The following is a 21,880-nucleotide window of genomic DNA, read 5'->3' on the forward strand; positions in this document are numbered from 1 at the left end:
GAGGGTCCTGGCAGATTGGAGCCGACATCGCAATCTCTTTACCGCAAAGCCAAACAAGGCGTGGGCGAACTTCAACAAGCTGCTATCCGTTCCAATTCGGCCAACGACGCAGGTTCAGCGTCAGCCATGTACTTCATCTCCGCGCTACGACATACCCCGTTGCCCCCTCCCAAACCACAGTTAGATTTGTTGCGCGCTCACTCGTAGTCATCCTCGAATCGGTCTTTGACCCCTCCCCCACCAATGCCGAACCTCTCGCCCGCGGCACGCCTTCGTGCCGAGTGCTTTATCGGAGAGGCTGGGTTCAGGGATGCAAGCGACGACGGTACTGTACGGCCAGGTGCTGGTGGTGTTGGTCATTACTCTCTCTGGGGTATGGGGGGCGACTCAGTGGACGGCTGCCGCACTGGGCTACCAGGCTCGCCTGGGGGCGCCCTGGTTCGAATGGCTGGACACTCCGATCTATCACCCTTGGCGTCTGTTCGAGTGGTGGTTCTTCTTCGATGCCTATGCGCCAGAGGTGTTCAACGTTGGCGGCGGCATCGCTGCGTGCAGCAGCCTGCTGGCGTTGGTAGTGGCCATCGGCATGGCCCTCTGGCGTGCGCGCCAGGCTAAGCAGGTCACGACCTACGGATCGGCACGCTGGGCCGATGCGGATGAGGTACGCCAGGCCGGGCTGACCCGGCCGGCGGGCGTGTTCCTCGGCCTGTTCCAGGAGCAGTACCTGCGCCACGAAGGCCCTGAGCACGTGCTGGTCTTTGCGCCGACACGCTCGGGCAAGGGCGTCGGCCTGGTGGTCCCTACCCTACTCTCCTGGCCGACCTCGGCGGTCATCCATGACATCAAGGGCGAGAACTGGAGCCTGACCGCCGGCTGGCGCTCGCGCTTCTCCCACTGCCTGCTGTTCAACCCCACCGATCCCGCCTCGGCCGCCTACAACCCGCTGCTGGAGGTACGCCGCGGCACCCACGAGGTGCGCGATGTGCAGAACATCGCCGACATCCTGGTCGACCCGGAGGGCGCGCTGGAGCGGCGTAATCACTGGGAGAAAACCAGCCATGCGCTGTTGGTCGGCGCCATCCTGCATGTGCTCTATGCCGGCCAGGACAAGACCCTGCGCGGCGTCGCCAACTTCCTCTCGGATCCGGCCTGCACCTTCGAACTGACCCTGCACCGGATGATGACTACGTCCCATCTGGGCGACGCGCCTCATCCAGTCGTGGCTTCTGCCGCACGGGAGGTGCTGAACAAGAGCGAGAACGAGCGCTCCGGCGTGCTGTCGACGGCCATGTCGTTCCTCGGCCTTTACCGTGATCCGACGGTCGCCGAGGTCACCTCGCGTTGCGACTGGCGGATCGCCGACCTCATCTCGGCAGAGCATCCCGTATCGCTGTACCTGGTGGTGCCGCCCTCGGATATCAGCCGCACCAAGCCGCTGATCCGCCTGATCCTCAACCAGATCGGCCGGCGCCTGACCGAGTCGCTCGAGGGCGCCGACGGCATCGAGCGTCGGCACAAGCTGCTGCTGATGCTCGACGAGTTCCCCGCGCTGGGGCGGCTGGACTTCTTCGAATCGGCCCTGGCTTTCATGGCCGGCTACGGACTGCGCGCCTTCCTAATCTCGCAGTCGCTCAACCAGATCGATAAGGCCTATGGCCAGAACCACTCGATCCTCGACAACTGCCATGTGCGGGTGACCTTCGCCACCAATGACGAGCGCACCGCCAAGCGCATCTCCGAGACCTTGGGCACCGCCACCGAGCTGCGTGCGCAACGCAACTATGCCGGCCACCGGCTCGCGCCCTGGCTGGGGCACCTGATGGTGTCGCGCCAGGAGACCGCCCGCCCGTTGCTGACACCGGGCGAGGTGATGCAATTGCCCACCGACGAATCGGTGGTGATGCTCTCCGGCCATGCACCGATCCGGGCGAAAAAGCTGCGCTATTTCGCCGACTCCAACTTCCAGCGCCGGGTACAGCCGGCGCCGCAACTGCAGCCTGGACGTTATGCCGACGCACCCGCCGCACGACCGGACGATTGGAGTGCCTTGGCCATCCCCTCAGCCATTGGCGCTACGCAGACGGTACTGGCCGGCGGCGAGACCCTCGACGACGGCGGCCCTCGCCGCCAGCCCGAGCTGGCGGAAATCGCGCAGTTGCCTGCCCCCGACGAACTGGCCAGCGACCTGCTGCTGCTCGACGAGGACGACACCCCTGCCCTCTTCCCTACCCAGCCCGATCCGCGCCTGCAGCGTACAGCGCGGCTCGCCGCCCTCGACCCTGACGATGGAATTGCCCTATGAGCCGAACCCGCCTGAACCTGTTCATCCAACCCGAACACGCCAAGCGCCTGAACGAGCTGGCGATCACCAAGGGCGTGTCGAAGTCCTCGATCATCGCCGCGGCGCTCGCCTCCTGGCTGTCACCAGACTCCGGCGAGCAGCGCGAGGTGGCCATGGCCAAGCGGCTGGATCGCCTGTCGCGCCAGTTCGAGCGACTGGAGCGCGACCAGAACATCCTGATCGAGACCGTCGCGCTCTACGTGCGCTACTACCTCACCGTCAGCACTCCAGTGCCCGAGGCTCATCAGGACGCGGCGCGCGCGCAGGGCAAGCTGCGCTTCACCCAGTTCGTCGAGCAACTGGGGTGCCACCTGCAGCGCGGGCGCAGCTTGGTCAGCGATCTGCATGAGGCTGCTCCGTCAGAAGCCCAGGCCGCAGGGGAGCGTCCATGACCACAGCCTCCCCGATGCGAAGCGCAGTAGCAGCCTCCCTGGATCGCCGAACCCGCATGCTGCGCACGGCGATGGGCCCACTGATCGCCGCCGCCCTGGATGATCCGGATGTGGTCGAGGTCATGCTCAACCCCGACGGTGTGCTTTGGCTGGATCGCCTTTCCACCGGCCGCTCCCGATTGGGCACGCTGCCCGCCGCCGACGGCGAGCGGATCATCCGCCTGGTTGCCGCGCATATTGGCGCCGAAGTGCATCGGGGCAAGCCCCTGCTCAGCGCCGAGTTGCCGGAGTCCGGCGAGCGATTCGAAGGCGTACTGCCACCGGTGGCAGGCGGGCCGACCTTCGCCCTGCGCAAACGTGCCGCCAGCGTCATTCCCCTGCAGCAGTACGTGGCCGACGGAATCCTCGACGCAGCACAAGCCGACTACCTGCGTATCGCCGTGCGCGACCGGCAGAACATCCTAGTTGCCGGTGGCACCAGCACCGGCAAGACCACCCTGGCCAACGCCCTGCTGGCCGAAGTGGCCGGCACCGGTGACCGCGTGCTGGTCCTGGAGGACACAGTCGAACTGCAATGCCCCGCCCTCGATCATGTCGCCCTGCGCACTAAGCCCGGCGTGGTGTCCATAGGCGACCTGGTGCGCTCTACCCTGCGCCTGCGCCCCGACCGGGTGGTGGTCGGCGAGGTACGTGGCGGCGAAGCCCTGGACCTGGTCAAGGCCTGGGGCACTGGTCACCCGGGCGGTATCGCCACCCTCCACGCCGGCTCTGCCCAAGGCGCCCTGCTGCGCCTGGAACAACTGATCCTGGAAGTCGCCCTGACCGCGCCACGGGCTCTGATCGCCGAGGCCATCAACCTGGTGGTGTTCCTCGCCGGGCGCGGCCGCGCCCGCCATGTGCAGCAGATCGCTCGCGTCGTTGGCCACGACGAACGCGGCTATCAGCTGACTTCGATCGACGCCTTCCTTTCTCCGTCATCCACTAAAGGAAATCAGCCATGACTCTCCTCCATACGATCGTTGCTTTTCGTCGTCGTGCCGCCAGCACATTCGCGCTGGGCGCTCTCTGGTTGGGCGTGTGCGTTCCGGTGTTCGCCGCAGGCTCCGGCATGCCCTGGGAAGGGCCGCTGCAATCGATCCTCGACTCGGTTCAGGGCCCAGTGGCACGCATCGTCGCAGTGATCATCATCATCACCACCGGTCTGACGCTGGCCTTCGGCGACACCAGCGGCGGCTTCCGCAAGCTGATCCAGATCGTCTTCGGCCTGTCCATCGCCTTTGCCGCATCGTCGTTCTTCCTCAGCTTCTTCAGCTTTGCCGGCGGGGCGGTGGTTGCATGAACGGCGAGCGCGATCTCATCCCCGGTTTCGAAGTGCCGCTGCACCGCGCTCTGACCGAGCCGATCCTGCTCGGCGGCGCGCCGCGCAACGTCGCGATTCTCAACGGCACCCTGGCGGCGGTGGTCGGACTGGGCCTGCAGCTGTGGATTCCGGGCCTTGTGCTCTGGCTGGTCGGCCATTCGCTGGCCGTCTGGGGCGCCCGCCTGGATCCGCAGTTCCTGCAGGTCTTCGCCCGGCATATCAAGCAACGCCCGCTGCTGGACGTGTGAGGGGAGCCGCCATGCTGAACCTCACCGAATACCAGCGTCGTCCCGCGCAACTGGCTGACTGGCTGCCCTGGGCCGGCCTGGTTGCCCCGGGCGTGGTGCTGAACAAGGACGGCGCCTTCCAGCGCACCTTGCGCTTTCGCGGTCCGGACCTGGACAGCGCCACCCAAGGCGAACTGGTGGCCACCTCGGCGCGCCTGAACAACGCCCTGCGCCGCTTGGGCTCGGGCTGGGCGCTGTTCATCGAGGCCGAGCGAGTGGCGGCCGCCGACTACCCCGACAGCAGTTTTCCCGAGCCGCTGTCCTGGCTGGTGGACGAGGAGCGTCGCGCCGCTTTCGAGGCGCTGGGCAGTCACTTCGAGAGTACCTACCACCTGACGCTGCTCTACCTGCCGCCGGAGGAATCGCGCTCTCGCGCGGCCAGCTTGCTGTATGAGCATCGGGCGCAGTGCGGCGTCGACTGGCGCGAGCGGTTGGCCGCCTTCGTCGCCGAGAGCGATCGTTTCTTCGATCTGCTGGACGGGGTGATGCCCGAGCTCGCCTGGCTCGACGACAGCCAGACGCTGACCTACCTGCACGCCACGGTATCGACGCAACGCCAGCGGGTGGCCGTGCCCGAGGTCCCCTTCCACCTGGATGCGCTGTTGGCCGACTGCCCGCTGACCACCGGCCTGGCACCGCGGTTGGGCGAGCAGCACCTGCGCGTGCTGTCGGTGCGCGGCTTTCCCACTTCGACCTGGCCCGGGCTGCTGGATGACCTCAACCGCCTGGGCATCGCCTATCGCTGGTCGACCCGTTTCATCTGCCTGGACAAGGACGAAGCCGAGAAGGAACTGGTGCGTCTGCGCCGACAGTGGTTCGCCAAACGCAAGGGGGTCCTGGCGCTGCTGCGCGAAGCGCTCTTCCAGCAGGAAAGCCCCCTGCTCGACAGCGATGCGGCAAACAAGGCCAACGACGCCGACGCTGCCCTGCAAGAACTGGGCGCCGACCAGGTCGCCTTCGGCTATGTCACGGCCACGGTGACGGTGAGCGACCGCGATGCGCGGGTCGCCGAGGAGAAGCTGCGTCTGGTCGAGCGGGTGATCCAGGGGCGCGGATTCATCACCATTGCCGAGAGTCTCAATGCGGTGGAGGCCTGGCTGTCGTCGATCCCCGGCAACGCCTACGCCAATGTACGGCAACCGCTGATCTCGACGCTCAACCTGGCGCACCTGATACCGGTCTCGGCGGTCTGGGCCGGGCCAACGCGCAACGATCACTTGGACGGCCCGCCGCTGGTGGTGACCCGCACGGATGGGGCGACACCGTTCCGCCTGGTCACCCACGTCGGCGACGTCGGCCACACCCTGGTGGCCGGCCCTACCGGCATGGGTAAGTCGGTGCTGCTGGCGACCCTGGCCCTGCAGTTCCGTCGCTACCCGGGCTCACGCCTGTTCCTCTTCGACATGGGCCGCTCGCTGCGCGCGACGGTGCTGGGCCTGGGCGGCGAGCACTACGACCTGGGCGGTGATGGAGAGCTGGCCTTCCAGCCCTTGGCACGCATCGACCAGACCGGTTACCGCGCCTGGGCCGCCGAGTGGCTGGAGGCGCGTCTGTTGCAGGAAGGGGTTGCGGTCAATCCGGAGCAGAAGGCCGCGCTGTGGACCGCGCTGGACAGCCTGGCGGGCGCACCCGAGGCGCAACGCACGCTGACCGGTGTGTCCGTATTGCTGCAGGACAATGCCCTGCGCCAGGCGCTGCAGCCCTATGTGCTGGGCGGCCCCCACGGCCAGTTGCTGGACGCCGACCGGGACCGCCTCGGCACGGTCGATGTGCAGTGCTTCGAGATGGAGGAACTGCTGCACAGCAAGGCGGCGGTGGCAGCTGTGTTGAGCTATCTGTTCGCCCGCTTCGAGGAGCGCTTCGATGGCGCGCCCACCCTGCTGGTCCTCGACGAGGCCTGGCTGTTCCTCGACGACCCGCTATTCGCCGCCCGCATTCGCCAGTGGCTCAAGACCCTGCGCAAGAAGAACGTCTCGGTGATCTTCGCCACCCAGTCGCTGGCCGACATCAAGGATTCCAGCATCGCCGCGGCGATCATCGAGAGCTGCGCCAGTCGCATCTTCCTGCCCAACCCGCAGGCCAGCGAGCCGCAGATCCGCGGCATCTACCAGGGATTCGGCCTCAACGACCGGCAGATCGAGATCATCGCCCAGGCCACGCCCAAGCGCGATTACTACTACCAGTCGCGTCTCGGCAACCGCTTGTTCGACCTCGACCTGGGGCCGGTGGCGCTGGCCTTCGCTGCATCCGCCAGCCCGGCCGAGCAACGAGAAATCAGCCGGATCCTCCAGGAGTCCAGCCCAGCGGATTTCGCCGCCGTCTGGCTACGCCACCGCGGACTGGACTGGGCCGCCGACCTGCTCGCCTCTCATCCCTCACCACACAAGGAGTGCCTGCCATGACGCTTCGTACTTGCCGTTCCTCACACGCGGCCCTGTTGATGCTGGGCCTGCTGGCATTCCAACCGGCCAGCGCCCTCACCGTGATCGACCCGACCAACCTCGCGCAAAATACCCTGACCGCGGTGCGCACGCTGGAGATGGTCAACAACCAGGTCCGTCAATTGCAGAACGAGGCCCAGATGCTGCTGAACCAGGGTCGCCACCTGGCGACCCTGGACTACAACGTGGTCAATCGGCTGCGCATGAACCTTGCCACCACTTCGCGCTTGTTGGCCGAGGCCCAAGGGCTGGCGTACGACGTCCAGCGCATGGACCAGGAGTTTGCCCGCCTGTATCCGGCCGAGTACGCGAGCAGCGTCACTGGCGAACGTATGGCACAAGAGTCGCGCGAGCGCTGGAAGCAAGGGCTGGACGGCCTGCACACCGCCCTGCGCGTGCAGGCCCAGGTGACGCAGAACCAGGCCCAGGACGAGAGCGTGCTGGCCGACCTGATGCAGCAGAGCCAAGCAGCCGGTGGTGCGTTGCAGGCAGCCCAGGCCACCAACCAGTTGCTGGCTCTGCAGGCGAAGCAGTCGATCCAGGCCCAGCAACTGCAGATCACCCAGAACCGCGCCATTGCCCTGGAACTCGCGCGCCAGGCCGCAGCGACCGAGGAAGCCCGCGAATTGCGGCGACGCTTCTTGGGCAGTGGTACGCCCTACACTCCCTACCCCGTGCAGTTTTACCGGCAGTGAGGACGGTGCGATGAAAGCCTCCGCACTGCTGCCACTGCTGCCACTGCTGCTCGTACTGGCTGCCTGCGGCCAGGGCGATGACGGTGAAGGGACCCGGTCAGAGCTATCCCGGCAGGAGCGCTTTTACTCCGGTTGCGCTCGCCCCGGCGAGTTCCTCACACCCGAGAGCCTGCCCGCCATTCCGCCGAGCTTCGACGAGGGCATGTGATGAACGACGTCGGCGTGATCGACCGTTTCCTCGCGGTGTTCTCGCTCTACATCGACTCGGGCTTCGGCTTGCTCGGTGGCGAGGTGGCCTTTCTCAGCCTGACCCTGGTGGCCATCGACATGACCCTGGCCGGGCTGTTCTGGGCCATGGGCGGCGAGGATGTCAGCACCAAGCTGGTCAAGAAGACCCTCTACGTCGGCGCCTTCGCCTTCATCATCGGCAACTTCAACACGCTGGCCGAGATCGTCTTCCGCTCCTTCGCCGGACTGGGCCTGCTGGCCGCGGGCTCGGTGCTGAGCCAGGGCGAGTTCCTGCAGCCAGGACGGTTGGCCGCCATCGGCATCGACGCAGGCAGTCCCTTGCTAGAACACATCAGCCGCATGAGCGGGTTCCCCGAGGTCTTCAGCAACCTCCACAGCATTCTGGTGCTGTTCCTAGCCTGGCTGGTGGTGGTGGTCAGCTTCTTCTTCCTGGCCATCCAGCTGTTCGTCACCTTGATCGAGTTCAAGCTGACCACCCTCGCCGGCTTCGTCCTGGTGCCCTTCGCCCTCTGGAACAAGACCGCCTTCCTCGCCGAGAAGGTGCTGGGCAACGTGGTCGCTTCCGGTATCAAGGTCCTGGTGCTGGCAGTGATCGTCGGTATCGGCACCGGGCTGTTTGCCGAGTTCCAGGCCGTGCCGGACGAGCCCTCCATCGACCATGCACTGGTGGTCATGCTTGCCGCGCTGGCTTTGCTGGGCCTGGGCATCTTCGGGCCGGGTATCGCCACCGGCCTGGTTTCCGGCGCTCCGCAACTGGGGGCTGGTGCAGCGGCCGGTACGGCGCTCGGTATTGCGGGAATGGCCGCCGGTGCCGCCGCCCTGGCCACGGGTGTCGGCGGCGCCGTGCTAGCCGGCGCCCGCATGGCGCCCGGCGCGGCACGCCTGGCCATGGGCGGTGCCCAGCCGCTGGCCGCGGGCATGGCATCAGGTTCTGCGAGCGCAGGCACCGCGGTTAGCGGTACGGCCACAGCAGGCGGCCCAGCGACTGCGCCCGCCAAGCAACCCGACTGGGCCAGACGCCTGCAACGCAAGCAACAGCTCACCCAGGCCGCCACCACGGTCGCGCACGCCCTGCGCGGTGGCGATGGTGGCGGTTCATCCCCCGGGCCGCAGGTGCGCGACCCGTCGAGTTCGTGAAGGAGAACGAAGATGCGATTCAAGCGTCCCCGCGTGCGCTACAGCGACACCCCGCAACCGATAACGCCCTACCAAGCCGCGGCGCAGGCCTGGGACCAGCGCACGGGCAGTAGCCTGGTGCAGGCGCGCAACTGGCGGCTGATGGCCTTCGGTTGCCTGAGCCTGGCCTTGCTGATGGCCGGCGGGCTGGTCTGGCACTCGGCCCAGTCGATGGTCACGCCCTATGTGGTGGAGGTCGACAACTCAGGGCAGGTACGGGCGGTTGGCGAGGCCGCCAGTCCCTATCAACCCCAAGATGCGCAGATCGCCCACCACCTGGCGGGCTTCATCGAGTCAGTACGCTCGCTATCCATCGACCCGGTGGTGGTGCGGCAGAGCTGGCTGGAGGCCTACCACTCCACCACTGACCGCGGCGCCGCCACTCTCAACGACTACGCCCGCGCCAGCGATCCCTTCAGCCGGGTCGGCAAGGAGTCGGTGACGGTGGAGGTGACCAGTGTTGTGCGGGCCAGCGACAGCTCGTTCCAGGTGCGCTGGAACGAACGCCGATACGTCAACGGTGCGGCCACCGGACTGGAACGCTGGACGGCGGTGGTGTCGGTGGTACTGCAGGCGCCACGCACCGAGGAAAAGCTGCGCCGCAACCCGCTCGGCATCTACGTCAACGGCCTGTCGTGGAGCCGTGAACTGGACACTACGGAAGGAGCCAAGAAGCCATGAGAATCTCCCTGAACTTCTCCACCTGCCCTTTGCTGCTGGCCATGCTGGCCGGCTGCGCCAGTCAGGGCGAGCCACCGGTGATTCCCCTGGACGAACCAGTGGAGGCGCAGCGCCTGCCGGAGCCACCTAAGCCCATTGAGGTCGTGGAGATGCCCAAGCCGCTGGCCCTGCCGGCCCAGCTGAAACCCCTGCCAGAGGCCCAGGCGAGCAAGCCATCCATGGAACCGGCCGATGAGCGCGTGCGGGTCGCGCGCGCCAATCGTGACGCGCGGGTCGCACCGACCCGGGAGGGCTACATCAACGCGATTCAGATCTGGCCCTACTCAGACGGCGCGCTGTATCAAGTGTACACCAGCCCGGGCCGAGTAACGGCGATCAGCCTGCAGGCCGGCGAGGAACTGGTCACCGTGGCTGCCGGCGACACTGTGCGCTGGATCGTCGGCGATACCTCCAGCGGCAGCGGCGAGGAGTTGCGTGTCAGCGTGCTGGTCAAGCCAACGCGGGTCGACCTCAAGACCAACCTGGTCATCACCACCACGCGGCGTACCTACCTGATCGAGCTGACTGCCACCGAGCAAGCCTGGATGGCCTCGGTGTCCTGGGACTACCCCAAGGATCGCATGCTCGCCCTGCAGCGCCGCGCTACGGCCGCGAAGGCGGCGGCACCGATCGATGCCGGCCTCACGTTGGAACAACTGCGCTTTCGCTATGCGATCAGCGGCAGCAACCCGCCCTGGAAACCCCTGCGGGCCTTCGACGATGGACGTAAGGTGTACATCCAGTTTCCCGCCGGCATCGCCCAGAGCGAGTTGCCGCCGCTGTTCGTAATCGGCCCGGAAGGCGACGGCCAGTTGGTCAATTACCGCTTCCGCTCGCCCTACTACATCGTGGATCGGCTGTTCGGCGCGGCCGAGTTGCGCTTGGGCGCGGACAAAGGTGATGTGGTGCGGATCGAGCGCACCGATGGCGTGGCACGGAGGCCCTGAGCATGAGTACTACGGGCGAAAGCCAGGATGCGGCGCCATCGCCGCTACCGCCCAAGGAGGCACCGGAGTCCCTCGAGTTGCGCGCACAGCCTCGCCCGGTCACCCGCCTCAATCCACGCATGCTGGCCGTGCTCGCTGGTGGTCTGGCTAGCGCAGTGCTCGGCGCCATGCTGTGGTCGCTGCAACCTCAGCAGCGCCGTGACGGCGCGGAGCAACGAGAGCTGTACAACGTCGACCGCGTGACCCGCTCCGAGGGGCTGGAGCAGCTGCCGGCGGACTATTCGCAGTTGCCACCCCCCGTGGCGCCCGCAGTGCCGCAGCTGGGCCCGCCGCTGCCCGGCGACCTGGGAGGCCCTATCCTCAGAGCCGAGCAGGCGCAGGGCTACGACTACCGCCACTCTGGTCCCGACCCGGCCGAAGCCGAGCGCCTCGCCAGGCTCAAGGAGGCAGAGGAAGCCGCGCTGTCGTCGGTGTTCTTCCGGTCCAGTGGCGGGCGGACATCGGGCGCCACGCCTGCTGGTCCGGCGCTGGCCGGACCGGGGGGATTCGATCCCATGGCCACGGCTTCTGCATCGACTGCAGTTGCTGACGCAGCGGCTACTCAGAACCGGCAGGAGCAGAAAGAAGCGTTTCTCAGTAAACCCGCAAATGCACAAATCCGTAATTCCGGATTTCTGCAACTGCCGGATTCGCCCTACCAGGTCATGGCCGGCACCGTTATCGCGGCGGCTTTGGTCACCGGAATCAAGTCGGACCTGCCTGGCGATGTGATCGCCACGGTGACCGAACCAGTCTACGACAGCGCCTCCGGTCAGCATGTGCTGATCCCCCAGGGTTCGCGCCTGCTCGGCCGTTACAACAGCCAGGTGAGCTATGGGCAGAGTCGCGTGCAGGTGGTGTGGCAGCGGGTGATCCTGCCGGACACCTCGTCCTTCCAGCTCGACAACCTGGTGGGCAGCGACACCGCCGGTTATGCCGGCCTGGAGGATGGCGTCGACTGGCACTGGGACCGGATCGTCGCCGGTGCAGCCATGACCAGTCTGCTGGGCATCGGCGCCGAACTGGCGGCACCGGAGAACCGCACGGATGGCGATCGGATCATCATCGCCGGCCGCGACAGCCTGCAGGACACGGTGAACCAGGTCGGCCAGGAGGTCACCCGCCGCAACCTCGATATCCAACCCACGCTGACCCAGCGTCCCGGCCTGCCCCTGCGCGTGATCGTCAACCGCGACCTGGTGCTGCGCCCCTACCAGCCCTTATTCATCCCGCAGAGGAACCCGCAATGAGCACGAACAAGCTGCGCCTTGGCCCCTTGCCGAAAACCGAGAGCCTGAAGCTGACCTTCACCTGCCCGGCTGGCCTGAAGGCCGACCTCGAGCGCTACGCGGCGTTGCACTCGCAAGCCTACGGCGAAGAGGTCGATGCGCTTACGCTCATCCCGCACATGCTGGAGGCGTTCATGGCGAGGGACCGGGTGTTCAGGAGAGCCAACGGCAGGGGGGACAGGGGTAGTTGATCCTCTTCGTGTGCACTCCCCAGCAAACACCGGGCAAGCGGCAAATGCCGTAGCAGAGCAATCCTTTCGCGGTTGAAAACCGTGACCCAATACATCACACTTCATACCACGATCATCAGCTTCCGGCACAAAGGCCTGCGCATCTTTTACGAATCTGGTTCCACCAAAGGCATCCGAGCCGACCACGCCAAGCGCCTGGGCCGAATGTTGAGCTTCATGGATCGTGCCCGCGAGCCAGCTGACCTCGACATACCTGGCTGGCGGCTACATCCCTCAATGGGGAGCTGGAAGAATTCTGGTCACTCACGGTCAACGGCAATTGGCGCGTGATCTTTCGCTTCGTGGGTAACGACATAGAACTCGTCGATTACCTTGACTACCACTGAACAGGAGGGCGTACCCATGGTCATGTTCAACCCGCCACATCCTGGCGAAATGCTGCTCGAGGACGTGCTCCCCGCGCTAGGCATCAGCATTGCCGAACTGGCACGCCGTCTTGGTTTTGCGCGTGAAACCTTGTCGCGGATCCTGCATGGCCGAGCACCAATCAGCCCAGATCTGGCCGTTCGCCTGGAACTGGCCGGGATTGGCACTGCCCGCGTCTGGCTGGGAGTACAGACCGACTACGACCTGTGGCAAGCCAGGCAACGCGAACACCCCTACATCGAGCGCTTTGCCGCAATCGCTTAGCCCCTCCCCCAGCAAGTGACGGTAAACATCAACCTCATCAATCTCTGATCGTGGCCCAGATGAAAAAAGCTCCTGTCGGAAGTTCAAGCCCCCTGTCGACCTTTTTCAGATGCAATTCTGAAGCTGCCAAGCGCGCTGCTTATTTCACAGCAGCCGCACGCGCCATCGAGATCCAGCGCGAAGTGCTCGAATGAGCAAAAAGAATCAGCAAAAGCCGAGAAACTGCCTGAAGCGTGCCTATTGCCAGAAGCCGCCATTTTGGGGTGGCTTTCTACTAATTAGCTTCATTGAACCTGTCCCCGTCCTACGAAATCGCTCATGGCCTGATTAGACAGTGAGCCGAATAGCCGGCACAATCGGCTCACAAAATGAGCCGAATAGAGCCACTAATCGGCTCACTGATGAGCAAATGCGATGAAGGACCCATTCTGGATCTGGGAACAGGCTGACTGGCCCCAATTCACCTGGCAGGCCGAACCGCTGGCCTCTCTATTGCGCGCCTGCGCCCAAGCCCAGGGTCGATTACTTGGCATGCTCGGTGCGGTCGGGCGCGACACTGAAGTTCAGAGCTGCCTGGATGCCCTGCTGCAGAACATTGTCACCTCATCTGCCATCGAGGGTGAGCAACTCAATGTCGGTTCGGTGCGCTCCTCTCTGGCACGGCGCTTGGGACTCAGTGAGGAAGGCCGCACCACGATGCGCAGTGAAGGCCTAGCCGAACTACTGCTCGATGCCACCAGTGCACATCACGAGCCGCTCACGTTAGAGCGCTTGTTCAACTGGCATCGCTGGCTCTTCCCCAGTGACGACGGCTTACTGGCCCGCCCGTTGCGCATTGGTACGCTACGCGGCGAGGAGCCCATGCAGGTGGTTTCAGGCCGTATTGACCGACCCACCGTGCACTTTGAAGCCCCGCCACGCGCCGGACTTGAAGAGCAACTGGACGACTTCCTTGCTTGGTTCGAGCGCAGCCGCAACGATGCCAATCTCGATCCGCTGCTACGCGCTGGCATTGCTCATTTCTGGTTCGTCACCCTGCACCCCTTCGATGACGGCAACGGTCGCCTGACCCGCGCGCTTACTGATTTGGCCCTGGCGCAAGGTGAGCAACAAGCGATTCGCTTTTACGCCATGTCCGCGAGCATCCTCGACGACCGCGGCGGTTACTACCACATCCTCGAGACCAGCCAGAAAGGCACGCTGGATATCACCGCCTGGCTGCAGTGGTTTCTCACCACACTGCTCAAAAGCCTTGAACAGGCCTTGGCACGCATCGACCGCGTTCTGGCCAAGGCGCGGTTCTGGCAGGCACACCGCAGCCAAATGCTATCGGCCGAACAGATCAAGGTGCTGAATCGCTTGCTCGATGGAGGCAGCAACGGCTTCGAGGGGGGTATCAGCGCGACCCAATATCAGGCTGTTGCCAAAGTTTCCAAAGCCACAGCCACTCGCCATTTAGGCGACCTCGTTGACAAAGGCTACCTCATCCGCCTACCCGGGGGCGGACGCAGCACGCGCTATCAAGTTAACATCGACGGACCACCTTCTAACCCACGTGATACCAACGGCAGCTAGTGAGCGATGGGACCATTGCTCAATGCTCATCCTGATCAGACACCGGTATCAAACTGTTGTACTCAGGGAAGAAATCGTCCGCGCAACAAACTAACTCTGGAAAGTTGCCGCCAACGCCATCCTACAGCACTGACTTTTCAACAGGATCGGCCGGAAGCAGCCCATCATGGCAGGCAGAAGTCGGCCAAAAGGGGCGTTAGAGTAGGAAAAATGGATCTGTCCCCTTTCGTGTCCGTATTCGCAGCGGTGGAGAGGAATCATGTACAAGCTCTACGGCGTCAGGAGTTGGGGTTCGATGGCGGTCGAAGCGGTGCTCGCCCTGTGCGGCGTCCCCTATACAGCCGTCGATGTCGAGCAAGACACCGCGCGGCGCTTTCCGCCCTGGTTCATCGAGCTCAACCCCATGGGCCAAGTTCCGGTTCTGGTGCTTCCCGACGGCAGCGTGATGACGGAAAGCGCAGCGATGGCCATCTACCTCGCTGACGCTTTTCCAGACGCCCAGCTAGCGCCGGGCCTTGCCTCGCCGCTCCGCCCTCGCTACTTGCGCTGGATGGTGTTCCTTGCTGCCAATTCCTATATGACTGAAGGCCGATGGGACTTCCCTAGCGGCTACACCGACGATCCCAACGGCGCCCACGGCGCCAAGTCGGCGGCGATCCGGCTGATGGCCAAGGAATGGGACATCTTCGCCGAAGCCTTGGGCCACGGCCCGTTCATACTCGGTGCGGCGATGAGCGCAGCCGACATCTATGCCGCCATGATCGCCGACTGGAACAATGATCTGCCGGGCCTCCTCGCTAAGCATCCCAACTTGAAGGCCCTCCACAATGGCGTGACCGCCAATCCCGCCGTCGCCGCTGTTTGGAAGCGCCACGGTCTGTAGTGCGAAGGTCGCGTCAGTGGAGCGGCTTGTTAACCACGTTGTTGATCATTACGTGCCACTCCTCGGGGAGATGGCCCGAGCCGGGGTTTCGGGAATGGTAGCTTTCAGCATGTCGCGGCTGTGCTCGTGCAAGGCCTAGAGGGCGGCCCGTGCGGCGTGCTTTTGGTTCAGGGTCCAGCAATCTGAATACCTTCCTCTCTAGCTCGTGTTGCTGAAGATTGGCCGACGGATCAGAAGCTAAAGACGTCATCTACCGACTTCAGCGGATAGTGCTTCGGATACGGCAGAGTCGCCACGCCGGACTCGATCGCGGCTTTGGCAACGGCATCGGACACCACCGTAATCAGACGCTTGTCCATCGGCTTCGGAATGATGTACTCACGACCAAACTCCAGGGAAGCCACGCCGTAGGCATCGCAGACGTCCTTTGGCACCGGCAGCTTGGCGAGGTCACGCAGCGCCAGGGCAGCGGCAATCTTCATCTCTTCGTTGATACGGGTCGCGCGAACGTCCAGAGCACCACGGAAGATGAAAGGGAACCCAAGTACGTTGTTGACCTGGTTCGGGTAGTCGGAACGACCGGTCGCCATGATCACGTCGTCGCGGGTCGCATGCGCCAGCTCCGGAGCAATCTCCGGATCCGGGTTGGAGCAGGCGAACACGATCGGGCTCGGCGCCATGCGTTTGAGGTCTTCCGCGCTCAGCAGGTTGGCACCCGACAGGCCGACGAACACATCTGCACCGTCGAGCGCCTCAGACAGGGTGCGCTTGTCGGTCTCGTGGGCGAAAACGGCCTTGTACTGGTTCAGGTCGTCGCGGCCAGCGTGGATAACGCCTTTGCGGTCGATCATGAAGATGTTTTCGACCTTGGCGCCCATGCTCACCAGCAGCTTCATGCAGGAGATCGCTGCAGCACCGGCACCGAGGCAGACGATCTTGGCCTCGGCCAGGTTCTTGCCGGCGATTTCCAGCGCATTGAGCATCCCAGCTGCGGTCACGATGGCGGTGCCGTGCTGGTCATCGTGGAACACCGGGATGTCACACTGTTCGATCAGGGTGCGCTCGATCTCGAAGCACTCGGGCGCCTTGATGTCTTCCAGGTTGATGCCGCCGAAGGTGATGGAAATGCGCTTGACGGTGTCGATGAAGGCTTGTGGGCTTTCTGCGTCGACTTCAATGTCGAAAACATCGATGCCGGCGAAACGCTTGAACAGCACGCCCTTACCTTCCATCACCGGCTTGGAGGCCAGCGGGCCGAGGTTGCCCAGACCGAGAATAGCGGTGCCGTCGGAGATCACTGCCACCAGATTACCCTTGCCCGTGTACTTGTAGGCCAGCTCGGGATCGCGTGCGATTTCACGCACCGGCTCCGCGACACCTGGGCTATAAGCCAGCGACAGGTCGCGGGCAGTGGCAGTCGGCTTGGTCAGCTCGACACTGAGTTTCCCGGGACGGGGTTGAGCATGATACTCAAGAGCAGCAGCTTTAAGAGAAGTCATCTTTAAACACCATTGTTGAGCACAATAGACAATAAGTAATGTGCGCCGACAACTCTTCAGCTATCCAGCGAACTCACTTAGATCTATCTAGAAAACTTTAAGGTAGTTGGATTCGTCTAAGGCACCTCAAGGCCGAGAGGGAGCCTCTCACTTAAAAGCATGCGTGGCGCTTTTAGCCTTGAGATGCGGTTCAGGCGTGACTCAGAAGATTCGATCGCTGGCGACGTACTGTTGTACAACCTCGTTGATAGCCTGATAGGCGACGACTGGGTCATTTATACCCAATGCGTGATCCAAGTAGCGCATGTAATAAAGCAGTTGCTCCTTGTTCCTCTGAGCAAACTCCATGCTGAGAGCCTGGTCCTCATAGAGCAACACGTATGTACGGCAGAAGCCTGCGATCAAGAAGGCGGCTGCAGCTTGAGAAGGCTCATCACGAATGATCGCCTCGCAGTCGTTCTTGGCAAGTTTGAAAGACTCAGTTCCCGGTAATGCTTCCGCGAAGTGAGCAACCATTTCTGAGAACTTCATATATTTATTCACCAATTAGGCTGTCGGTTTTAAAACAACTACCTGGCGAACGTTAGCCGTTGCCCACGTACACCCGGATTCACCTCGCTCCCATCCCAGACTTGCTGGCCATTCACAAACGTAGCAGCAATGCTTGTAGAGAGCGTTACGCCATCGAATGGCGTCCATCCACATTTAGACAGGACTTCCGAGTTGGACACAAGATGCGGGCGCTGAGGGTCAATGAGCACCAGATCTGCGGCATACCCCTGACGCAGGAAACCTCGGCCCTGGACATCAAACAGCCTGGCCGGCGCATGACTGACAACTTCAACCACCCGCTCCAGCGTGAGGTCACCTGCAAAAACTCGCTCCAGAGCAGTCTGCAAGGCGTACTGGACCAGGGGGATGCCAGAAGGTGCGCTGCCATAATGATTCTGCTTCTCGGCCAACAAATGAGGTGCATGGTCCGTTGCCAGCACGTCGAGCCGACCGTCCGCCAGTGCCTTCACAATTGCCTGGCGATCGGATTCGCTTTTGATCGCCGGATTGCACTTGATCAGGAACCCAAGACGCTCGTAGTCGGTTTCGTTGAAATGCAGGAAATGGACACAGGTCTCAGCGGTGATCTGCTTGCCAGACAGTGGGCCCGGCTCGAACAACTCCAACTCTTCTTCAGTCGAGATGTGCAGCACGTGCAGGCGGGTGCCATGCTTGCGAGCCAGTTCGATCGCAAGCCGCGTGGACTTGATACAAGCCGCGCGGGAGCGAATGAACGGGTGCTCTCGTGCCGGGATGTCATCACCATAGCGCTCACGGACTTGAGCAAGGTTGGCGTCGATCATCGGCGTGTCTTCGCAGTGCGTAATGATCATCACCGGGGTATCTTGGAAGATCGCATCCAGCACATCGGGATTGTCCACCAGCATGTTGCCGGTCGAAGCCCCCATGAATACCTTCACGCCGGGCGTCGCTTTCGGATCGATTGCTCGGATTGCCTCCAGATTGTCGTTGCTAGCCCCCATGTAGAAAGCGTAATTCACGACAGAAGACTGCGCGGCCAACGCGTACTTGGCCTCCAGCGAGACCCGATCCAGAGCTGGCGGCTTGGTATTCGGCATCTCCATGAAACTGGTGATGCCGCCGGCAGCGCATGCACGAGACTCGCTGGCAATGTCCGCTTTGTGGGTCAGCCCCGGCTCGCGGAAGTGCACTTGGTCATCGATCATCCCCGGAAGCAGCCATAGCCCTTCAGCCGCCACGATCGATTCAGCAGCCAGGGACTCCAGATGCTGACCTATTTCAGCGATCAGACCGTCGCGAATGCGCAGGTCACCAACGAAGCGCTGCCCTTCATTCACGAGAGTCGCCCCCTTGATCAGCCAGTTGGACGTGGTCACAGCTTGAACTCCTTCGCGGCTTGATAAAGCACTGAGGTGGCCTGCACGAAGTCGTCTATCCGCATAGCCTCGTGAGGGTTATGGGAACCGTGCTGGTTACGGATGAACAGCATCGCACTCGGAATGTCGGCATTGGCAAACACAGCAGCGTCATGTCCAGCCCCGCTGGGAGTGAGGACGCCTTGCAACCCCTGCTCCCGGGTGATCGCCTGCAGGTGATCAACCCACGGACCATGCATGGAAGCCGGTTGAGTGTCGATGCGCTGGTCGAACTCGAAGGAAACCTTGCGGGCCTCTTCTATCAGACGTCTCTCTTGCTGGATAAGCTCATAGAATTCTGTGAGCGTCGCCTGGTGAAGACTACGCAACTCCAGGCTAAAGCTGACTTCGCCTGGGATGCGCGATACAGCATGGTGGGCCGTGTTGGTTCCTATGGTCCCGACAGTAACCACCAGGTCGCGACCTGACGCGACCCACTCGCCCCAACGCTTGTCGATCCGGGCAATCAGCTCACTCACGGCAAAAACCGAGTCGTGACGATCTTGTCGAGACACGGCTCCAGAATGACCATCTTCGCCAATGCAAATCACCTGGTTGTGACGTAGATTGCCTCGGATTCCAGGCACAACACCGAGCGCTTGACCTTGTCGCTCGAGAGATTCGGCCTGCTCGATATGCACCTCGACATACCCAGCTAGCTCCGACCTGTCGATGAGCCATTGCTGGCGACTGATAGCTTCGACGTCTGCACCAACGGCCTTCATCCTCTCCGCTAGCGTCCTCTTGTTGAAGCGATTGGTGAGGGTCAGGTCAGCGGGGCTCAGCCCTCCCATCAGGGCCCGGGAGCCCATATAGGACTTTCCAAACCAGGCACTCTCTTCTCCTCGTAGCCCAAGTACTCGGAAGGCTAGCGGCGTGGTTGCTTGTTCTTCGTCCAGTTGCTTGAGACACAGCAACCCCGCCACGACACCAGCCAAGCCATCGTAGTTGCCTCCCTGCGGCACAGAGTCGAGATGTGAGCCGCACCACAAGCTCGGACCTCCCAAGTCTGTTTTGCGCTGAAACACAATGTTGCCAGCACGGTCTGTGGAGACCTTCAGCCCGGCCTCTTGGGCGAACTGGGTCAGGTAACGAATGGCCAGGCTCTCGCCGTCACCATAGCTTTCACGGGTAATTCCGACTTCAGGATCACGCGTCAGCTCTGCAAGGTCGGCAAAGATCCGGGTGGATTGACTAGTCCAGAAGTGCTTCATGGCATCGCTCCAAACGGTTCGCCCAACGAGTCGTCGAGTCCGCCAATCAACGAACGCAGTTCCGTGATGTTCTTACGCAGGCAGAACGCCTCCAACTCCTTGATGATGTCGCTCATGGCCTTGGGCTGGATGAAGGTCGCAGTTCCCACCTGCACGGCACTTGCGCCGGCGAGCATGAACTCAAGCGCGTCATCTGCAGTGCAAACCCCTCCGCAACCAACGACCGGGATTTTCAGGACCTGTGCGCACTGGTAGGTCAGGCGCACCATGAGCGGCTTGATGACTGCGCCGGAAATTCCGCCCATGAAATTGCCCAAACGAGCACGACGCTTTTCGATATCAATCGACAACCCAAGCAGGGTGTTGCCGACCACCACGGCGTCAGCACCTTCCGCCTCGGCGGCCCGAGCCACATCAACTACATCCCCACTGTTAGGTGTCAGCTTGACCCACAACGGCAGCTTGGAGGACGCGCGCATCGCCTTCACCACCTGAGCAGTGCTATTGGCGTGCATGGCAAACGACTTGCCGTGGGATTCAATGTTCGGGCATGAGATGTTGGCTTCGATACCCGCAACTCCCGGCACGTCGGAGAGCCGGGCCATGATGTCGGCGAATCCCTTCACGGTCGGAGCCGAGACACTGACGATGAGGGGAGAGTCGAAGTCGCGATAGAAAGGTACAACCTTCTCAATGAAGACGTGTGCGCCTTTGCTGGGGATGCCAATGGCATTCATCATGCCATCGGGCAGTTCACACACTCGCGGCAGAGGATTTCCAGTTCGTTTTTCCTCGGTGATGGTCTTTGTGACCAGAGCGCCAAGTTCATTGAAGTCGAGTAGATGGCAAAGCTCTTCCGCAAAAGTGCCGGACGCAGGCATGACTGGATTCTTTAGGCGAAGGCCGCCGATGTTTACGCTGAGGTCAATCATTCCACCACCTCCGCCAAATCGAATACCGGCCCCTCTAGGCAGACGCGCTTGCCCACCTTCAGACCGTTCACTTCAAACACCTCTACACAGCACTGACACATGCCAAGACCGCAGACCATTTGTTGCTCCAGGGCGACCTGTCCCACCAAGCCATACTCGGCAGACAGACGCTTCAGCAGCCGGGTAAGGCGCTTGGAGCCACAAGTGAACATGGCGTCGGTCCCTTCGCGCGAGATCACTTCTCGCAGGATTGCCTCCATGCTTTCTGGAGAGCTGCTGCCGTCTTCATCAAGGGCGGTGATTACCTCGGCACCGAGCGATGCAAAGCGATCTTTCGAGAGCAGGCTCTTTTCGCTTCGCGCACTCAACACTGCGGTCAGTTTGATCCCGAGACCATGAGCTGCTTCTGCCAGAGGGGCTAATGTGGCCAGGCCAACGCCGCGCGCCACGATGATCATGTGCTTCCAGCCAAGCTGCAGGTGGAATCCCCTGCCCAGCGGACCGAGGATTTCGAGGGACTCCCCTTCACGCAAGGTTTGTAGGCCATAGGTACCTGCGCCAGTGACCTTGTAGAGGAACTCGACCTCCCCCTTTAGTGGATCTGCCTTATAGGTGCTCATCGGGCGCCGGAAGAATGGCTTATGCGCACCTTCCGACGGGCAAAGAAGGTTGAAGAACTGGCCTGGCTGCGAGTGACAGGCAGCACCCTCTGCTTTAAGCACCAAACGCTTGTATTCGTTGTTAACCCACTCATTAACAAGAACGACACCGCGAGTGTCATCCGGAGGAACAACTTCAACAGGCTTGGAACCATGACTAGAAATCGTTGTGCTCATTTCAGCCTTCCACGATAGGGATATCGCCGAGCTCGGCTCTTATTGTCGAAAGGTCCACTTGGATCGGGCTTTCGTTACCCTTCGTCGCAGGACCCGTGTCTCAAAGGGCGACCAGGATTGTCTAATTATTTAGACTTTCTTGCTAAAGAAAACTGGCTGAGTCGTGAATTGCTAG

At 62.7% G+C, this 21,880-nt stretch carries 22 protein-coding genes and 1 pseudogene; 17 read left to right on the top strand and 6 right to left on the bottom strand.

Annotated elements, in window-relative coordinates:
• The first annotated feature begins 310 nt into the window (after positions 1–310).
• The 17 genes and pseudogenes from OXH74_RS25510 (at position 311) to OXH74_RS25590 (ending at position 15,275) form a co-directional block, all read left to right on the top strand.
• Positions 311–2,302, top strand: coding sequence for a conjugal transfer protein TraG (locus OXH74_RS25510; RefSeq protein ID WP_375739425.1), 1,992 nt, complete (start codon positions 311–313; stop codon positions 2,300–2,302).
• The gene (locus tag OXH74_RS25515) at positions 2,299–2,733 is read left to right on the top strand and encodes a CopG family transcriptional regulator (RefSeq protein WP_375739426.1); all 435 of its coding nucleotides are present in this window, start codon (positions 2,299–2,301) and stop codon (positions 2,731–2,733) included. Before OXH74_RS25510 ends, OXH74_RS25515 begins: the two co-directional genes overlap by 4 nt.
• Positions 2,730–3,734, top strand: coding sequence for a P-type conjugative transfer ATPase TrbB (trbB, locus tag OXH74_RS25520; protein ID WP_375739427.1), 1,005 nt, complete (start codon positions 2,730–2,732; stop codon positions 3,732–3,734). The genes OXH74_RS25515 and trbB overlap by 4 nt, the downstream gene beginning before the upstream one ends.
• On the top strand, positions 3,731–4,072 hold the full coding sequence (locus tag OXH74_RS25525) for a TrbC/VirB2 family protein (RefSeq protein WP_375739428.1): 342 nt from the start codon (positions 3,731–3,733) through the stop codon (positions 4,070–4,072). Before trbB ends, OXH74_RS25525 begins: the two co-directional genes overlap by 4 nt.
• On the top strand, positions 4,069–4,341 hold the full coding sequence (locus OXH74_RS25530; RefSeq protein ID WP_375739429.1) for a VirB3 family type IV secretion system protein: 273 nt from the start codon (positions 4,069–4,071) through the stop codon (positions 4,339–4,341). Before OXH74_RS25525 ends, OXH74_RS25530 begins: the two co-directional genes overlap by 4 nt.
• Positions 4,342–4,352: 11 nt before the next feature.
• The gene (gene trbE, locus OXH74_RS25535) at positions 4,353–6,782 is read left to right on the top strand and encodes a conjugal transfer protein TrbE (protein WP_375739430.1); all 2,430 of its coding nucleotides are present in this window, start codon (positions 4,353–4,355) and stop codon (positions 6,780–6,782) included.
• Entirely contained in the window at positions 6,779–7,516 is a 738-nt protein-coding gene (trbJ, locus tag OXH74_RS25540) for a P-type conjugative transfer protein TrbJ (protein ID WP_375739431.1), read from the top strand. The genes trbE and trbJ overlap by 4 nt, the downstream gene beginning before the upstream one ends.
• A 10-nt stretch (positions 7,517–7,526) precedes the next feature.
• Positions 7,527–7,724 carry a hypothetical protein gene (locus tag OXH74_RS25545; RefSeq protein WP_375739432.1) on the top strand — a complete coding sequence of 66 codons (198 nt, stop codon included), beginning with the start codon at positions 7,527–7,529 and terminating at the stop codon, positions 7,722–7,724.
• A complete protein-coding gene (gene trbL, locus OXH74_RS25550; RefSeq protein WP_375739433.1) occupies positions 7,724–8,902 on the top strand; it encodes a P-type conjugative transfer protein TrbL in 1,179 nt (392 codons plus the stop codon). Before OXH74_RS25545 ends, trbL begins: the two co-directional genes overlap by 1 nt.
• Positions 8,903–8,914: 12 nt before the next feature.
• Positions 8,915–9,622: a conjugal transfer protein TrbF gene (gene trbF / locus OXH74_RS25555; RefSeq protein WP_375739434.1), complete on the top strand. Its 708-nt coding sequence runs from the start codon at positions 8,915–8,917 to the stop codon at positions 9,620–9,622.
• Positions 9,619–10,608: a P-type conjugative transfer protein TrbG gene (gene trbG / locus OXH74_RS25560; RefSeq protein ID WP_375739435.1), complete on the top strand. Its 990-nt coding sequence runs from the start codon at positions 9,619–9,621 to the stop codon at positions 10,606–10,608. Before trbF ends, trbG begins: the two co-directional genes overlap by 4 nt.
• Before the next feature lie 2 nt (positions 10,609–10,610).
• Entirely contained in the window at positions 10,611–11,897 is a 1,287-nt protein-coding gene (locus OXH74_RS25565; protein WP_375739436.1) for a TrbI/VirB10 family protein, read from the top strand.
• On the top strand, positions 11,894–12,127 hold the full coding sequence (locus tag OXH74_RS25570) for a DUF2274 domain-containing protein (RefSeq protein ID WP_375739437.1): 234 nt from the start codon (positions 11,894–11,896) through the stop codon (positions 12,125–12,127). Before OXH74_RS25565 ends, OXH74_RS25570 begins: the two co-directional genes overlap by 4 nt.
• A gap of 111 nt (positions 12,128–12,238) precedes the next feature.
• Positions 12,239–12,513 (top strand): annotated as a pseudogene (locus OXH74_RS25575) (type II toxin-antitoxin system RelE/ParE family toxin).
• Positions 12,514–12,529: 16 nt separating this feature from the next.
• Complete coding sequence (locus OXH74_RS25580) at positions 12,530–12,817, top strand: HigA family addiction module antitoxin (RefSeq protein ID WP_375739438.1); 288 nt, start codon at positions 12,530–12,532, stop codon at positions 12,815–12,817.
• Positions 12,818–13,231: 414 nt separating this feature from the next.
• On the top strand, positions 13,232–14,392 hold the full coding sequence (locus OXH74_RS25585; RefSeq protein WP_375739439.1) for a Fic family protein: 1,161 nt from the start codon (positions 13,232–13,234) through the stop codon (positions 14,390–14,392).
• 259 nt (positions 14,393–14,651) lie between these two features.
• Entirely contained in the window at positions 14,652–15,275 is a 624-nt protein-coding gene (locus OXH74_RS25590) for a glutathione S-transferase family protein (RefSeq protein ID WP_375739440.1), read from the top strand.
• 230 nt (positions 15,276–15,505) lie between these two features.
• Here the strand turns inward: OXH74_RS25590 and OXH74_RS25595 are convergent, their stop codons facing one another.
• The 6 genes from OXH74_RS25595 to OXH74_RS25620 form a co-directional block, all read right to left on the bottom strand.
• Positions 15,506–16,774, bottom strand: a complete 1,269-nt coding sequence (locus OXH74_RS25595) for a malic enzyme-like NAD(P)-binding protein (protein WP_375739441.1) — start codon at positions 16,772–16,774, stop codon at positions 15,506–15,508.
• A gap of 201 nt (positions 16,775–16,975) precedes the next feature.
• Positions 16,976–17,305 (bottom strand): hypothetical protein, encoded by a 330-nt coding sequence (locus OXH74_RS25600; RefSeq protein ID WP_375739442.1) that lies wholly within the window; start codon positions 17,303–17,305, stop codon positions 16,976–16,978.
• A gap of 38 nt (positions 17,306–17,343) precedes the next feature.
• Positions 17,344–18,684, bottom strand: a complete 1,341-nt coding sequence (locus OXH74_RS25605) for a dihydroorotase (protein WP_375739443.1) — start codon at positions 18,682–18,684, stop codon at positions 17,344–17,346.
• Positions 18,681–19,937 carry a hydantoinase/carbamoylase family amidase gene (locus OXH74_RS25610; RefSeq protein WP_375739444.1) on the bottom strand — a complete coding sequence of 419 codons (1,257 nt, stop codon included), beginning with the start codon at positions 19,935–19,937 and terminating at the stop codon, positions 18,681–18,683. Before OXH74_RS25610 ends, OXH74_RS25605 begins: the two co-directional genes overlap by 4 nt.
• A complete protein-coding gene (locus tag OXH74_RS25615; protein ID WP_375739445.1) occupies positions 19,934–20,869 on the bottom strand; it encodes a dihydroorotate dehydrogenase in 936 nt (311 codons plus the stop codon). Before OXH74_RS25615 ends, OXH74_RS25610 begins: the two co-directional genes overlap by 4 nt.
• Positions 20,866–21,705 (bottom strand): dihydroorotate dehydrogenase electron transfer subunit, encoded by an 840-nt coding sequence (locus tag OXH74_RS25620; RefSeq protein WP_375739446.1) that lies wholly within the window; start codon positions 21,703–21,705, stop codon positions 20,866–20,868. The genes OXH74_RS25615 and OXH74_RS25620 overlap by 4 nt, the downstream gene beginning before the upstream one ends.
• Between the last annotated feature and the right edge of the window lie 175 nt (positions 21,706–21,880).

Source organism: Metapseudomonas boanensis (assembly GCF_042232855.1).
GTDB lineage: Bacteria > Pseudomonadota > Gammaproteobacteria > Pseudomonadales > Pseudomonadaceae > Metapseudomonas > Metapseudomonas boanensis.

Excerpts from the sequence above, each read along its gene's own strand:
- OXH74_RS25510 (WP_375739425.1), top strand. The coding sequence starts at position 311 with ATGCAAGCGACGACGGTACTGTACGGCCAGGTGCTGGTGGTGTTGGTC.
- OXH74_RS25515 (WP_375739426.1), top strand. The coding sequence starts at position 2,299 with ATGAGCCGAACCCGCCTGAACCTGTTCATCCAACCCGAACACGCCAAG.
- trbB (WP_375739427.1), top strand. The coding sequence starts at position 2,730 with ATGACCACAGCCTCCCCGATGCGAAGCGCAGTAGCAGCCTCCCTGGAT.
- OXH74_RS25525 (WP_375739428.1), top strand. The coding sequence starts at position 3,731 with ATGACTCTCCTCCATACGATCGTTGCTTTTCGTCGTCGTGCCGCCAGC.
- OXH74_RS25530 (WP_375739429.1), top strand. The coding sequence starts at position 4,069 with ATGAACGGCGAGCGCGATCTCATCCCCGGTTTCGAAGTGCCGCTGCAC.
- trbE (WP_375739430.1), top strand. The coding sequence starts at position 4,353 with ATGCTGAACCTCACCGAATACCAGCGTCGTCCCGCGCAACTGGCTGAC.
- trbJ (WP_375739431.1), top strand. The coding sequence starts at position 6,779 with ATGACGCTTCGTACTTGCCGTTCCTCACACGCGGCCCTGTTGATGCTG.
- OXH74_RS25545 (WP_375739432.1), top strand. The coding sequence starts at position 7,527 with ATGAAAGCCTCCGCACTGCTGCCACTGCTGCCACTGCTGCTCGTACTG.
- trbL (WP_375739433.1), top strand. The coding sequence starts at position 7,724 with ATGAACGACGTCGGCGTGATCGACCGTTTCCTCGCGGTGTTCTCGCTC.
- trbF (WP_375739434.1), top strand. The coding sequence starts at position 8,915 with ATGCGATTCAAGCGTCCCCGCGTGCGCTACAGCGACACCCCGCAACCG.
- trbG (WP_375739435.1), top strand. The coding sequence starts at position 9,619 with ATGAGAATCTCCCTGAACTTCTCCACCTGCCCTTTGCTGCTGGCCATG.
- OXH74_RS25565 (WP_375739436.1), top strand. The coding sequence starts at position 10,611 with ATGAGTACTACGGGCGAAAGCCAGGATGCGGCGCCATCGCCGCTACCG.
- OXH74_RS25570 (WP_375739437.1), top strand. The coding sequence starts at position 11,894 with ATGAGCACGAACAAGCTGCGCCTTGGCCCCTTGCCGAAAACCGAGAGC.
- OXH74_RS25580 (WP_375739438.1), top strand. The coding sequence starts at position 12,530 with ATGGTCATGTTCAACCCGCCACATCCTGGCGAAATGCTGCTCGAGGAC.
- OXH74_RS25585 (WP_375739439.1), top strand. The coding sequence starts at position 13,232 with ATGAAGGACCCATTCTGGATCTGGGAACAGGCTGACTGGCCCCAATTC.
- OXH74_RS25590 (WP_375739440.1), top strand. The coding sequence starts at position 14,652 with ATGTACAAGCTCTACGGCGTCAGGAGTTGGGGTTCGATGGCGGTCGAA.
- OXH74_RS25595 (WP_375739441.1), bottom strand. The coding sequence starts at position 16,774 with ATGACTTCTCTTAAAGCTGCTGCTCTTGAGTATCATGCTCAACCCCGT.
- OXH74_RS25600 (WP_375739442.1), bottom strand. The coding sequence starts at position 17,305 with ATGAAGTTCTCAGAAATGGTTGCTCACTTCGCGGAAGCATTACCGGGA.
- OXH74_RS25610 (WP_375739444.1), bottom strand. The coding sequence starts at position 19,937 with ATGAAGCACTTCTGGACTAGTCAATCCACCCGGATCTTTGCCGACCTT.
- OXH74_RS25615 (WP_375739445.1), bottom strand. The coding sequence starts at position 20,869 with ATGATTGACCTCAGCGTAAACATCGGCGGCCTTCGCCTAAAGAATCCA.
- OXH74_RS25620 (WP_375739446.1), bottom strand. The coding sequence starts at position 21,705 with ATGAGCACAACGATTTCTAGTCATGGTTCCAAGCCTGTTGAAGTTGTT.